The sequence below is a fragment of the Methanosarcina flavescens genome (genome assembly GCF_001304615.2).
Taxonomy (GTDB): domain Archaea; phylum Halobacteriota; class Methanosarcinia; order Methanosarcinales; family Methanosarcinaceae; genus Methanosarcina; species Methanosarcina flavescens.
This window is the reverse complement of the sequence record NZ_CP032683.1, coordinates 1,274,842-1,288,142: the sequence shown is the minus strand read 5'-3', so window position 1 is coordinate 1,288,142 and position 13,301 is coordinate 1,274,842. Positions and strand designations below refer to the sequence as shown.

Annotated in this window: 11 protein-coding genes; 8 read left to right on the top strand and 3 right to left on the bottom strand. The window is 42.3% G+C overall.

Annotated features, from left to right (window positions below; translation table 11 throughout):
* Positions 1-11 precede the first annotated feature (11 nt).
* A complete protein-coding gene (locus tag AOB57_RS05800) occupies positions 12-881 on the bottom strand; it encodes a geranylgeranylglycerol-phosphate geranylgeranyltransferase (RefSeq protein ID WP_054297614.1) in 870 nt (289 codons plus the stop codon).
* 967 nt (positions 882-1,848) lie between these two features.
* Here AOB57_RS05800 and AOB57_RS05795 point away from each other — a divergent pair.
* Positions 1,849-3,297 carry a PGF-pre-PGF domain-containing protein gene (locus tag AOB57_RS05795; protein WP_167829558.1) on the top strand — a complete coding sequence of 483 codons (1,449 nt, stop codon included), beginning with the start codon at positions 1,849-1,851 and terminating at the stop codon, positions 3,295-3,297.
* 113 nt (positions 3,298-3,410) lie between these two features.
* Here AOB57_RS05795 and nadA read toward each other — a convergent pair whose 3' ends face one another.
* Positions 3,411-4,325 carry a quinolinate synthase NadA gene (gene nadA, locus AOB57_RS05790; protein WP_054297617.1) on the bottom strand — a complete coding sequence of 305 codons (915 nt, stop codon included), beginning with the start codon at positions 4,323-4,325 and terminating at the stop codon, positions 3,411-3,413.
* A 223-nt stretch (positions 4,326-4,548) separates the two neighbouring features.
* Between nadA and AOB57_RS05785 the strand changes: the two genes are divergently transcribed.
* Positions 4,549-4,707 (top strand): hypothetical protein, encoded by a 159-nt coding sequence (locus AOB57_RS05785; protein ID WP_167829557.1) that lies wholly within the window; start codon positions 4,549-4,551, stop codon positions 4,705-4,707.
* A gap of 152 nt (positions 4,708-4,859) precedes the next feature.
* Here AOB57_RS05785 and AOB57_RS05780 read toward each other — a convergent pair whose 3' ends face one another.
* Positions 4,860-5,675: an aspartate dehydrogenase gene (locus tag AOB57_RS05780; RefSeq protein WP_082384025.1), complete on the bottom strand. Its 816-nt coding sequence runs from the start codon at positions 5,673-5,675 to the stop codon at positions 4,860-4,862.
* A 256-nt stretch (positions 5,676-5,931) separates the two neighbouring features.
* Here AOB57_RS05780 and nadC point away from each other — a divergent pair, with 256 nt between their 5' ends.
* The 6 genes from nadC to AOB57_RS05750 all read left to right on the top strand — a co-directional run bounded on the left by nadC (position 5,932) and on the right by AOB57_RS05750 (position 13,088).
* The gene (gene nadC, locus AOB57_RS05775; RefSeq protein WP_054297618.1) at positions 5,932-6,756 is read left to right on the top strand and encodes a carboxylating nicotinate-nucleotide diphosphorylase; all 825 of its coding nucleotides are present in this window, start codon (positions 5,932-5,934) and stop codon (positions 6,754-6,756) included.
* A gap of 333 nt (positions 6,757-7,089) precedes the next feature.
* Positions 7,090-8,349 carry a BatD family protein gene (locus AOB57_RS05770; RefSeq protein WP_054297619.1) on the top strand — a complete coding sequence of 420 codons (1,260 nt, stop codon included), beginning with the start codon at positions 7,090-7,092 and terminating at the stop codon, positions 8,347-8,349.
* 126 nt (positions 8,350-8,475) lie between these two features.
* Entirely contained in the window at positions 8,476-9,591 is a 1,116-nt protein-coding gene (locus tag AOB57_RS05765; RefSeq protein WP_054297620.1) for an FtsZ/tubulin family protein, read from the top strand.
* Positions 9,592-9,994: 403 nt separating this feature from the next.
* Entirely contained in the window at positions 9,995-11,206 is a 1,212-nt protein-coding gene (locus AOB57_RS05760) for an iron ABC transporter substrate-binding protein (RefSeq protein ID WP_054297621.1), read from the top strand.
* A 20-nt stretch (positions 11,207-11,226) separates the two neighbouring features.
* Positions 11,227-12,309, top strand: a complete 1,083-nt coding sequence (locus tag AOB57_RS05755; protein WP_054297622.1) for a FecCD family ABC transporter permease — start codon at positions 11,227-11,229, stop codon at positions 12,307-12,309.
* Entirely contained in the window at positions 12,306-13,088 is a 783-nt protein-coding gene (locus AOB57_RS05750; protein WP_054297623.1) for an ABC transporter ATP-binding protein, read from the top strand. Before AOB57_RS05755 ends, AOB57_RS05750 begins: the two co-directional genes overlap by 4 nt.
* Positions 13,089-13,301 lie beyond the last annotated feature (213 nt).

Below are 13,301 nucleotides of genomic sequence, written 5' to 3'. Positions count from 1 at the left end.
CTGGGAAGAGATTATACCCCGGCAATAAAAGCAATGAGAGCAAAGAACATAGCGATCTTGAACATTCTTGAGGACTTTGTAGGATTGTTCCTGACAAGTAACTGGTAGATGGCTGCGAAAAATCCCATATCTGCCAGAAGGACAAGATAAAGATAACGTACGCCAAGCATCTGCATAAAGTAAGGAAGAGGGCTTAAAAGCACGGCAAGGAGTCCTATAAATACTGCAAGGTAACCTGCCTTTTTTGCCCCGACCCTGATAGGCAGGGTGTCTGCCCCTTCGACCTTGTCCCCTTCAATGTCCTCAATATCCTTTACGATTTCCCTGGCAGTAATCGCGAGGGCCGCTAGCAGGAAGAGTACGAAAAGCACTTCCAGTCCTTCAAACCCAAAAACTGAGGCTCCGAACAGAAAGGTTGAGCCCGTGAGATAGCCTATGCTCAGATTTCCTAAAAGAGGAGTACCTTTGAGAGTTTTCGCATAGAAGATGAGCAGCAGGGAATTAAACAGGGCAATAAATCCGCAGATTAAGTTAATCCAGAAAGCCAGGAGTGTGCCAAGGGAAAACAGAGTGTAAGAAAAATAGAGAGCTTCTTTTAACGTTGCCCGTCCTGAGGGGATAGGTCTATCAGGGCGATTTATCGAATCTATCCTTACATCAAAATAATCATTAATAGTATTTCCTGCACCTGAGATTAATAATACGACTAGGAATACAAGGCCAGAATAAAACAAAGGAAAATTTTCAGGGCTATAAGACCCTGAGGCATCAGAGATCAGGATATTAAAAGCGATCAATGTTCCAATTACGGCTGCAAAACCCGCCATCAGGCAGTTTTCGTATCTCATAAGTTCCAGATATGTGCGTATGCCTGCAGACATCAGTACAAAGCAGTATTATAAAGTATTAAAGGTATCGGATTTTCTCGCCCGAATCCCGTCTTGGGAGGATGGCTCCTTTTTCTTTCACCTCGTTCGCTCAAGAAGCGTATCTATTGGACAGAATTTATAATATTTCCACTCCAATTCCGCAAATTTCTATAATGTTTGATCAAAAACGGCATAATCTTGGATTTTAGAACTTTATCCCCTAACCCTATCTGGCGTGATAAACACAAACTTTTTAAGAAAAAGTTTGATCACAAGCCTTTTCAAAAAAGGCTTGAGCGAAAACCTTTTGAGAAGGTTTTATCGAAAACGGCGTGACGGCGTGGTCAAGCGGCACAACGCTTGGTGATAAACCGGTGCAACGGTTTCGGTCAAGCCTTTTCGTAAAAGGGTCGCAGTTCAACGGTTTCGAGTCAATGGTTCTGGTATAAAATTTGCATTAGAGAGTAAATTACTGGTTATTACGAGAGGTTACATGAAGGACAGGATTTCAGGGAGGAAGAATACAACTAACAAGGGAATAAAAAGAATTATAATATGGGCTTCTTAAAATATTTTATTTTTCGATTTATTTAAAATTATGCGATGTAAGAGGAAGCTATATAGTAAATATGCGGATATTGAATCAAAGGAAATTTATAGTAACATACTAATTAAAAAGTTAATATTAAGTAAGACGGTTTTATGTCCTGCCGTTCTTCCCTTTGATATATAAAAGGTTTACCAATTTCAGAAACAGGCAAACCCAAAAAATGCCCTAAACTCAAATAAATATTTGTTCAATCTTAAACAGATTCAAATATTGAACTGGAGCAAAGAAATGTGTTGACTTAGGATCTATTAAAAATCTACTATAATCAAGATCTTAAATTTTATTTATACTAATTATATACTATTCCGTTAATAATTAGGAAAGAACCGGAAATTTTTGTTTACTGACGCATGGGTGGAGGCCAATAAGATGAAAGCCGATTTTTTTAGCTCTTTGATTTATATATTAGTTATAATACTAATAATTCCCGGGACAATCTCCAGTATGGCATCTGCTATAGATCAGGATCCCGGAAATGATGGAAGTGATACAGCAGGTCCCAATCTGAATGAGGAAAATCCGAGAGATGGAACTTCGAATGAGGAAAGCCCAAATGAGGAGGATCCAAATGAGGAGAATCCAAATGAGGAGAATCCAAATGAGGAGAATCCAAATGAGGAGAATCCAAATGAGGAGAATCCAAATGAGGAGGATCCAAATGAGGAGAATCCAAATGAGGAGAATCCAAATGAGGAGAATCCAAATGAGGAGAATCCAAATGAGGAGAATCCAAATGAGGAGAATCCAAATGAGGAGAATCCAAATGAGGAGAATCCAAATGAGGAGGATCCAAATGAGGAGAATCCAAATGAGGAGAATCCAAATGAGGAGAATCCAAATGAGGAGAATCCAAATGAGGAGAATCCAAATGAGGAGAATCCAAATGAGGAGGATCCAAATGAGGAAAGCCCAAATGAGGAGAATCCAAATGAGAGAAGTCCAAATAAAAAGAGTCCAAATGAGAGAAGTCCAAATAAAAAGAGTCCAAATAAACAAAATCCAAACACCAAAAATCCGAATACTGTAACTTTAGATAACAGGGAAAATAAAGAAGATAATAATTCCAATTCTTCTACCGATAGTTCATCCCCTACTAACAATTCATCCTCTTTTGGCAGTTCGTCCTCTAGCGGTTGGGGAATGAACCTTGTTTCTAGTGAGGATGCGAGCAATATTGCCGCCAAGGAACTTGTCACCAGAAGCGTTATAAGTGGTTATCCTGTCAAATTTGACTTTGTAGAAAATGTCACATGCGTTACCTATATCAAATTTGATCCGAAGAAGACCTTCAGGAGAACGACAACAGTTGTAGAAGAACTTAAAAGCAAATCTACTCTTGTCCCGGCAACTCCTCAAGGCACAGTTTATAAACATGTAAATGTCTGGGTAGGAGATAAGGGAGCAGGACTTCCCACTTCCATTAGAAACGGACTTATAGGGTTTAAGGTTGAAAAATCGTGGATTAAAGATGAGAATATTAATGAGACTCTGATAACTCTCCAAAGGTACGACGAAGATTGGCATCCTCTTTATACTGAAAAAGTCAGAGAAGACAAGAATTACGTTTATTTTGAAGCGGAAACTCCTGGCTATTCTTTCTTTGCAATAACGGAATATGAAGGAAATGGAGAAATCCGAGGCGCAAATAAGATACCCCTGAGAAGCATTGGAAGCGAAGGAAGAATAGCTATGAGCGGAAACGCGGGAGGAAATAGTAGAATCAAGAATCCGATGGGGGCAGCCAGGATATTTATGGCAATTTCCTTACCACTTTTCATGATTATTGCCGGGTACTGCGTATTAAAGAAAAAGATCTGAGAATGAATTTATATTAGATGGGGAAGGTGGATTTTTTATACCTGTCCCTTATCATTTTTATAATTTCAATTGAATAAATTGTTACAGGCAGCAAGGTTTAAAGTACCAGAAACTTATCGGATTTTTACTGCAAGCATACGGTCAAGTGCTTTTTTTGCCCTGGTCCTGATGTCATAGGGAACGGTCACCATATGCTGGATTTTCTCAAGGGAGATCAGGACTTTCTCAAGATTGATCATTTTCATGCTCGGGCAGCAGGCGAATTCGGAAATGCAATAATATTTCTTTTCCGGGGCTGCTTTATAGAGACCGTGGAGAAGTCCACATTCCGTACCTATAATAAACTCTTTTGCAGGAGAGTTCTTTGCATACATAATCATCCCCCGCGTGCTTGCTATGTGGTCTGCAAGCTCCAGAACCTCAGGGCGGCACTCGGGATGTGCAATAAACTTAGCTTCAGGATGCTTTTCCTTCATTCTCAGGACATCCTCTCTCAGGATCTGGTGGTGAGTGGGGCAGTGTCCTTCCCAGGGAATGATTTTTTTGTCAGTCCTGGCTTCAACGTAGGCAGCCAGGTTTTTATCAGGCACAAAGACAATTTCATCGACATCCAGTGAATTTACCACCTCAACGGCATTGGCCGATGTACAGCAGATGTAAGATTCAGCCTTGATGGCAGCCGAACTATTAACATAGCAGACAACCAGGGCATTGGGATGCTTTTCCTTTTCTCGCCTGAGACCTTCAATATCCACCATGTCTGCCATAGGGCAGGTGGCATCGATTTCCGGCAAAAGGACAGTTTTGTCAGGACAGAGAATTGCAGCGCTTTCTCCCATGAAATGAACACCGCAAAAAACAATAATATCAGCAGTCTGACGGACAGCCTCCTGGCTCAGACCAAGAGAGTCTCCAACAAAATCTGCAATATCCTGAACCTCAGGACGGGCATAGTAATGAGCAAGAATAACTGCATTTCGTTTTAATTTGAGTTCTTTGATCCTTTCAATAAGCTCTGCTTGCTGCATTTGACCACCTGGTTTTTGGAACAAGATCCGAAAAGTAAGATTCGGATCTGAGATTGAAGGTCAAGCTTGAAATAACCAATTTTAATTTAACGGAAGTTTAACAGGCAAATGGATGTAAAAAAGAGTTAAACAAAGGAAACCTTATCCAGTATGCTCTTTTTGTACATATACCATTTGCTTCTGGGAACTTACGTGCTTAACTCCCCCGCACTATATAACATTTATGAGTCTCGCCCGAGTAGCTTCCCGAGTCCCGATCGGGAGTGCCCTGCCCATTTCACTTCCCGAGTTCCGTCTCGCCCGAATTGCGCCTCAGGAGTACGCCCCGAATTGCGCTTCAGGATCGCAGAAAATCAGAGATTTTCTCGGAGTTGCGATATAATCGCAACAGCACACTGCCCTTTTCACTTCCCAAGTTCCGTCTCGTTATGATTTGACAATTTCTTCAATTGAGGTAAACTAGAGAAGAAACATTAGATTGCTGATTGTGAAAAAAGAGCTAGGCGGCAAGTTGATTTCTTGCTTTTTTCGAGCTCAGGTTCCTATCTGGACCGGGTTCAGGATTTTCTTCAGGGTTGAGATTGCAGAGAGGGCTGCAAGGTAACTTGTTTTCGGGTTCTCAGGGGAGGGAACATTCTCGACTCTGGTGAAAAATTTGCCGAATTTGCCTTCTACGGTTATCTCATGCACATTTCTGGAAAGGGAAGGGTCGGCTATTACTTTTACTTTCGTCCGGTCAAAGCCTATACCTGCAAGGCTTATCGTAGCTGCAACATTTACGTTTGCAGGGAAGGCTTTGACCGCTTCTGAAGCAGGCCCTTCGAAAAGCAGGGTTTCTTTTTCGATCTTCTCAAGCTCAATTCCAAGGGCTTCAATGTGTGGGGCTCCTGCAAGATTCAGAGGCGGTTTTCGGGTAGTAAGGGTAACTGAGGAAATTTCGGAAGCTGAGGCGGAATTTATTCCATCTATACCGACGATTGCTCCTGAAGGGAAATACAGCTTGCAATTGTTCTGTTCTGCAAGCCTGAAGAGTTTTTCCCGGAGCTCTTCATCCGCAAGCGCACCCACACTGAGTACCATTACATCACACCCTGCTTCAAGAGCCTGAGGTACTATGAGTCTGACAGCGTTTTGAGAGGCGCTTTCTATAACAAGGTCTACGCTTTGCAGTAACTCCTCAATTCTCATATATGCAGGGCTGCACCTTTTCAGGGAGGCTGCAAGTTCAAGGGCTTTGCTCTGAGAAGAGTCAAAAAGAGCATACAGCTCCGCATTAAAAGCCCCACTATCAATAGCTCTGCAAATCTGTCTGCCAATAAATCCACAACCAATAATTCCTATTTTCAGCATTCCAGGCTCCTGAGAAACAACCAATAAATTTATCGTCGTTTTATTATTACTTTTAGCAGCAGGCTTCATAAGCCTGAGGACAGGGATACTGTATTCCGTTTCCTATCTTTAAATCTTCTGCTGGGCTCCTTTAGTAGAAGACCTACCTTTCTCTATTTGTATGCACAGACCGTTTTCTATTGTTTTTACAAAATCCGGCAGCAAGGACACCGTACCTCTTATTAATTACGGGATCATAACATAGCAGGGTAAAATTATGCTTATTAAAGAAGTTGAAAGATTTATAGAAGAAGATCTGGGATACGATGATGTTTCGTGCACTATTGTACCTGACAGACCTGTAAAAGCCATTATTTTCACAAAAGAAGCCTGTGTTATTGCCGGAATTAAAGAAGCCGAATCAATTCTTTGCTATCTTGGAGTTCAGGCTGAGACGACGCTTAAAGATGGAGACCATGTCAATGAAAGCGATATGATTTTCAGGCTAAAGGGAGGAGCTGTATCCATCCTTAGAGCAGAAAGGCTTGCCCTGAATTTCCTCGGTCACCTCAGCGGGATTGCAACCCTTACCCGAGCATGTGTGGATATAGTAAGAAGGCATTCTGAGACCACAAGGGTGGCATGCACCAGAAAAACCACTCCAGGCATAAGGAAATTCGAAAAACTGGCTGTGGCTGCGGGCGGAGGAGACACCCACAGGTTCAACCTTTCGGATTCGGTTATGATTAAGGATAACCATGTCAAACTGATGGGAATAGAAGCTGCGATTGATGCTGCGAAAAAAACCAGCTTCATCCGAAAAATAGAAGTTGAGGTGGAGTCTGCAGAAGATGCTGTGCTCGCTGCAAAACTCGGAGCTGATATTATAATGCTGGATAACATGCAACCCGAAGCCGTCAGGGAAACACTGGAAATCCTTAAAGAAAAAGGGCTTAGAGACTCGGTTATTGTGGAAGCATCCGGAGGGATTTCCCAGGAAAACCTTGAAGATTATGCAAAAACAGGAGTGGATGTAATATCTATGGGTTCTCTTATCCATAAATCAAGATGGATAGATCTCAGCCTGGAAATAATAAGTTAAAACTCTTATTAAGGAAGCAACAGGAAGGAATATAAAATGTAAAAACGGAGATAAGAGAGACAGGTAAATCATAAAACTTATGTTGTTAATAGATCAGGAAAAAATCCGTTAGCTTTAAGTTCGTTTAGAAACCGAACTCACAGGTTTAAGGGCTTATTTTCATATTTTTCTTTTGAAAAGAATAAAAAGAAAAGATCACAAACTTTATATTTGTTTTTGTTGAAGATATTTAGGGTCAAGGGAGTAAAATTACTGTTAAAGCAGCTTATCTAAAACATTCAAGTAGTAACTGTTGTAGACAGGCTTTTTTATCAGGTCTTTGGGGTAGCAGAAGTGAAACTGAAAAAGATCCATATGACTTTGTTACTTGCGTTTTTCATTCTGCTGGAATCTGGCAGCACAGCATCGGCAAAAACTGCAGTATATGAAGGTAACATTAAGGAAGGGCAGGCATACCAGCTTAATAATTACATAATCGAATTTACTGATATTTTTCCGGAAGCCAATACAGCCTCATACTATGTGTATGAGAAAGATAGAGAAGTAAAGGACGGCTTGCTGGGTGTAAACAAGTCTGCCGATTTTAGTTTTGAGAAAAAAGGCAAAGTCGAGATGCGCCTTAAGTCGGTGCATGGTGGGAGAGTTGCCACGGTTGTGATCATGCTGTCAAACTACAATCCGGGAGACCTTTATATAAACAAACTTCTTGAAAATGGGCGATCAGAAGCAGTTTTTGCAGGTGATCCTGAGGTCGTGATAACAAAAAGCATAGATAAATCGAAAATCAAACTCGGGGAAACTGTAACTGTTACGGTAAAGGCAAAGAATACCGGAAATGATACTGCAAATAACGTCACGTTTATGGACCCGAAGCAGGAACACTTTGTCCTTGAAGAGACCGTATATGAAGTCTCAAGTACGATTCCTAAAATGGAATATGGGGAATCAGTCCCTGAAACGCTAGTTTATATATATAAATTAAAGGCAACCGATGCGGGAACTTTTGACCTCAAAGCTGTTAATGCGAGCTACACCAACAGTGCCGGGCAGATCTACCAGACGTCTTCTAACATGCCTTCCATAACCGTGAGTGAAGGAAACAAATTGCATGCAAATGTGGAAGCCAGAATGAACGTTGACAGCTTATCCGTAGAAAGGAATGAAAAAATAGTCTCGAACGTTATCCTGAGAAACACAGGCAATGCTCCTGCACAGGCTGTCCGGGTTGATATCCTTCTTCCAGAAAACTTTGAATATGTGGAAGGGGAAGAAGGCATCGAGTCCGTCGGCGGAACCCCCAGGATATACATTGAGACCCTGGAACCAAATAATGATAAAGAATTCACATACACTTTAAAGGCAAAAGAAGTGGGAACCTATAACATCAATTCCAAGCTTTCTTATGAATATAATAACGGCATAGAGACACAGAATCAAAAGGTGAGTAATAATTCAACCACGCTGAATATTTATGTGAAAGAAGGAAAGTTCGATTTTCTCATTAAAAATCCGCTGTATATTGTAGTTTCTACCATTATTCTGGCAGCTGTGAGTATCCATATATATAAAAAGCATAAAGAATATCGATATTAGAATTGGGTGGGAATATTAGAAAAGCAATTCGAGGTAAAACTCCGGGAAGTGTAACCGTAGATCATAAAAGCTGAGAAGTAACTCCAGCAGGAAGATTTCGGATTATCCTCGAAACGGAGGAGTTTTTTGCTTAATATACTGATAATAGGAAATGGGCAGTGTGGGAACAGAATTCTTGATTCTATTAACCGGCATGCTCTGGGAGGGGGGAAAAGCTGCGGCAGGCTTGCCAGGTTTTATTCCAGGCAGAGATTTAAGAGTCGTGTTGAAACTCTTGCATTGAACACCGCAGTTAACGATCTCAAGGAAATGAAATTTACGAAAGCAAGGGATAGAATCCATATCGAGCACCTGCATGGGGTTGGTGCAAACCGGAATATCGGGAAACAGGTTTTTGAGGATAAAAAAGAGAGAATAATGCGGCAGATCGAGGAAAGGGGCAGTTTTGATATTGCTTTCTTGATAACCTCGGCATCGGGGGGGACAGGTTCTTCTTTTACTCCTCTGCTCGTAAAAGAAATGAAAAATCGGTATAACTATCCTGTTTATTGCCTTGTTGTGCTTCCTTTCAGGGAGGAAGGAACGCTTTATCTGCAGAACACCGCTTTTTCAATCCGGGAAATCCGCCAGAGCGGAGCAGATGGAATGATCCTTGCAGATAACCAGTACCTTAAAAACATCGGAGGAAGCATTCAGGAAGCCTATAATGGCATTAACGACATGATTGCCGAACGCATTCTTTTCCTGCTCGATGCCCTTGATAGTGAAATGATGATGGTAACTGACCTCGGGGATTTTAAATCTGTTATGAGTGGGGGGGCAGGTCTTGCAACAATGGGTTTTTTCAAATCTGACAGGGAAACATCCATAAAAACTGCAATCCAGAGTACCCTCTCTCCAGCTGGGCTTCTCTTTTCCACAGATGTGTATAAGGAAGCAAGCCGTGCAATGGTCATCATAAAAGGCGACCGCAAGTACCTGAACGTAGATGATATCTCAGATGAAATCGAAAAACTATCCAGAGCCATAGGGCATGTTTTTAAGGGAATAATCGTACGCAGTGGAGAGTTTCCCCAGGTTCTGTCCGTACTCACTCTGGAGTCAGCTCATGAGATGGAAAAACTGTATAGTGTAGCCATCCAGGCGATTCAACAGGAAAAGGAGAAAAAGCAGAGGGTAGAAAAAGAAGCCGAACTGGACAAAACTTTCTCCATGATCGAAGGACTGGAACCTGAATACTGAATTAACTTTTTTGTGGATAACCTCAAAGTAAGTATTATTATTCGACTTCATCCTATATTTATTTAGTTTTCATTTATTTTTCACTTATTTTAACTTTCATCAGACCTTTATCTACTTTTGAGGACTTTACCTAACTTTAATCAAAGTTTACCCGATCAGTTTTCATAAAGTTAACCTTTTTTCAACCTTAAATCTACGAAAAAACAGAAGCATTCACAGGATATCGATTTCAATGATTGAACTCAGACTGAACTCAGGTAGTGCTGTTAGTTTATTTTCATCTGGCTTTAAAAGTCACAATAACTCACCAATTTCGGGAATCTTTTAAGGTTTAAATAATAAACAGGTGAATTAAGTTAGCTTTATGTAATACTTTCACTCTCTAATTATAGAGGAAAGTAATATGAAAGTAGGCCACGGTATTAAATTAAATAAAATTATTCTAGTTGGAATACTCATTGCTGCCCTAGTTATTAGTTCGGGATGTGCTGAGGATTCTACTTCGGCTGATAATTCGGAAGTACCGGCTCCAGCGGAAGCTTCAGGAGTTGCAGATGCCGATGAAGGAGTTGAATCAGCAGAGCTTACACTCACGGATGGTTTCGGTAGGAAAGTCACAATACCCGGGAATGCCGAGAGGCTTGTTTGCTCGGGATCCGGCTGTCTGCGCTACCTTGTATACCTCCAGGCTGAGGATTATGTAGTAGGAGTCGATAGCATGGAGAAAAAGGTAAACGAGATTGAAGGCCGCCCCTATTTCCTTGCAAACCCGCAACTTAAAGATTATCCGCTTATTGGTGAGTTCAGAGGCAAGGATGATCCTGAGAAGCTCATTGAGGTTAACCCCCAGATTATCTTGAAAAGCAGCACAATTGGCCAGGCATCGGCACAGGCTGCTGCTGAAGCTGACACCCTTCAGAGTAAAACCGGTATCCCTGTTATCTCATTCCCTTACGGGTCTTTGAACAATGAGGAGCAAAAAGCCGAAATGTATAGTTCTCTCAGGATTATGGGCGAGGCTGTAGGCAAACAGGAGAGAGCAGAAGAGGTAATTGCTTATATCGAGGCTACCATGCAGGATCTTGAAAGCAGGACTGCGGACATTCCAGAATCCGAAAGAAAGACGGTCTATGTTGGTGGGGTAAGTATGTCAGGAGCTCACGGAATAGTCTCCACAGAACCGGCTTACGCGCCGTTCCTCTGGGTAAATGCAGATAATGTTGCAGCCGGCATGGGCACAGAACATGCGGATATTGCTAAAGAAGCTCTCGTAGGCTGGGATCCAGAGTATATATTTATTGATGTCGGTACCCTCCAGCTCGGTAATGAAGGCGCAATTGGAGAACTCAAGAGTGATGCGTCCCTTACAGGGCTTTCGGCAGTAAAGAACGGCAAAGTGTATGGAGTAATCCCCTATAACTTCTATAGCACCAACTATGAGTCCGTGCTGGCAAACGCTTATTTTATTGGAAAAGTGCTCTATCCGGACAGGTTTGAAGATGTCGATCCTGAGGCAAAGGCTGACGAGATATATACTTTCTTTGTTGGCAAACCCGTGTTCTCGGACCTTAACGAACAGTACGACAATCTAGGGTTCAAACAGATTTCACTATGATGGATGGAGGGTAAAAACAGGTGCATTTTGCCAGTGGAGCAGTTCCGGAAGATTATCTCGCATATGTGCGCAGAAAATACTTCTGGATCATGGGGGGGCTACTGCTCCTCTTCTTTATGCTTGTTTACTCAATCTCGGTAGGAGCGGTAGAGATCCCTTTTTATAAAGTGATACAGACATTATTAGGTCAGGAACCTGTAACCAAATCTGATGAAAACATATGGAGGATTGTCTGGAATATCCGGCTCCCTCAAGCTCTGGCTGCAATAGTTGCAGGAGCTGGACTTTCAGTTGCAGGGGTTGTGATGCAATCCATCCTGCGTAATCCGATCGCGTCTCCATTTACGCTTGGCGTTTCAAATGCCGGCGCTTTCGGAGCTGCAGTGTCTGTGGTAGTTCTGGGCACCGGCAAGGTGCAATCCACAGTTGCAGACGCTATCATAATCAATAACCCTTACATGACGACAATGGTAGCTTTCCTCTTTTGCCTCCTTGCAACCGGAGTGATCCTGTTAATCTCGAAAATCCGGGGAACTTCACCCGAGGTAATGGTGCTTGCAGGAGTTGCACTTTCGTCTCTCTTCACCGCAGGCACGATGTTTCTCCAGTACTTTGCTGATGATACTCAACTTGCAGCAGTCGTATTCTGGACTTTTGGAGATGTAGGTAGGGTGAACTGGCTGGAACTTGAGATAATGACAGGCGTTGTGCTGCTTGCAATCCTATTCTTCATTGTCAACAGCTGGAACTACAATGCCATAGACGCAGGTGATGAGACCGCAAAAGGTCTTGGTGTCAATGTGGAAAGGATAAGGTTAACAGGCATGGTAATCGCAGCCCTGGTCTCAGCAGTGATTGTTGCTTTCCTTGGGGTTATTGGGTTTGTAGGGCTTATCTGTCCTCATATGGTTAGAAGAGTAATAGGAGACGACCAGAAATACCTGATACCCGGTTCCACCCTATTTGGAGGAATCCTGCTTCTGGTGTCGGATACCGCAGCCAGGCTTATAATATCACCATACGTGCTTCCTGTCTCTGTCCTTACGGCTTTCATGGGAGCACCTGCTTTCATTTACTTACTTCTCAGGGGGTACAAACGATGATTCTATCTGTAGAAGAACTTGAATTCCTATATCGAAACCGTAAAGTCCTTCACGAAATTGCTTTTTCTATTGATGAAGGAGAAATTGTAGCGATACTTGGACCCAATGGAGTTGGCAAAACTACACTTTTAAAATGCCTTAATAGGATTCTCCGTCCTAAAGGAGGAGCAGTTCATCTTGATGGGAATAACCTTTTTGACCTTGGAACAATGGAAATTGCACGCCTTGTAGGATATGTTCCCCAGAGGGTGGAAACCGGAAGGTTGACCGCTTTTGATGCAGTCCTGCTCGGAAGACGGCCCCATATCAAATGGGATGTAACCGAAAAAGATCTTCGAATAGTCGATTCTGTCTTCAGGCTGCTCTCAATGGAAAAACTGCGCCTGGCTTATATCGACGAAATGAGCGGGGGGGAACTCCAGAAAGTCGCGATCGCTCGTTCCCTCGTACAGGAGCCAAAAGTCCTCCTCCTTGACGAACCCACAAGCAGCCTTGATCTGAGAAATCAGGTTGAGATCCTTGCCATTATCAGGCAGATTGTCCTTGAACACGGGATTGCAGCCGTTATGACCATGCACGACCTTAACCAGGCTCTCAGGTACGCAGACAGGTTTATTCTCCTGAAGGGTGGAAAGGTTCATGCACACGGAGGAGCTGAAGTGATTACACCTCAGGTAATCGAGGAGGTATACGGCTTGCCAGTAGTTATCGGAGAGATTGCAGGTATGCGGTGCGTGGTTCCCGGAAATCCTGAAGTGGCACTTGTAAATAACCTGTAAAAAATGTAGGATTCTGGAATTCCTTCAAGAAATAATCAGCAATAACTTAAAAAGCAGTAGAAAAGGACGAAAATAACTGGTACAGCGAAGCAAAGCCGGTTGGAAAAGTCGGAAAAATCGAAAAAGTGGAAAAGATAGAAGAGAACGGAAAAACAGAGAAAAACAGAGAAAAACAGAAAAAACGGAAAAACAAAGTAGGACAGAGAAAAACAA

Excerpts from the sequence above, each read along its gene's own strand:
- AOB57_RS05760 (WP_054297621.1), top strand. The coding sequence starts at position 9,995 with ATGAAAGTAGGCCACGGTATTAAATTAAATAAAATTATTCTAGTTGGA.
- nadA (WP_054297617.1), bottom strand. The coding sequence starts at position 4,325 with ATGCAGCAAGCAGAGCTTATTGAAAGGATCAAAGAACTCAAATTAAAA.
- AOB57_RS05800 (WP_054297614.1), bottom strand. The coding sequence starts at position 881 with ATGTCTGCAGGCATACGCACATATCTGGAACTTATGAGATACGAAAAC.
- AOB57_RS05750 (WP_054297623.1), top strand. The coding sequence starts at position 12,306 with ATGATTCTATCTGTAGAAGAACTTGAATTCCTATATCGAAACCGTAAA.
- AOB57_RS05785 (WP_167829557.1), top strand. The coding sequence starts at position 4,549 with ATGAGTCTCGCCCGAGTAGCTTCCCGAGTCCCGATCGGGAGTGCCCTG.
- AOB57_RS05780 (WP_082384025.1), bottom strand. The coding sequence starts at position 5,675 with ATGCTGAAAATAGGAATTATTGGTTGTGGATTTATTGGCAGACAGATT.
- nadC (WP_054297618.1), top strand. The coding sequence starts at position 5,932 with ATGCTTATTAAAGAAGTTGAAAGATTTATAGAAGAAGATCTGGGATAC.
- AOB57_RS05795 (WP_167829558.1), top strand. The coding sequence starts at position 1,849 with ATGAAAGCCGATTTTTTTAGCTCTTTGATTTATATATTAGTTATAATA.